General features: G+C 63.8%; 1 pseudogene. It reads right to left on the bottom strand.

What is annotated here, in order from left to right:
• Positions 1-62 precede the first annotated feature (62 nt).
• Positions 63-210 (bottom strand): annotated as a pseudogene (locus tag MFF34_RS27450) (flagellar motor protein MotD); the annotation flags it as partial.

Below are 210 nucleotides of genomic sequence, written 5' to 3'. Positions count from 1 at the left end.
CCGCTCCCACAGGTACCGCGCTCAACAAGCAAGACGACACGCAGTGACGGAGAATTGACGAGTTAGTGACTCGCTGTTGCCGGTGCACTTTGTGTGCCAGCACGGCGCAACGCCGCATCCGGCGTGGCATTGGCGCTACCTGTACCGGTCAGGCTGCGGCGCACTTCGAGGTTGCGCGAAATCACCAGCACCACGCGGCGGTTGCGCGCA

This window comes from Pseudomonas sp. PAGU 2196, assembly GCF_022179005.1.
GTDB classification, from domain to species: Bacteria; Pseudomonadota; Gammaproteobacteria; order Pseudomonadales; family Pseudomonadaceae; genus Aquipseudomonas; species Aquipseudomonas kermanshahensis.
This window is presented reverse-complemented; position numbering and strand designations above follow the sequence as displayed.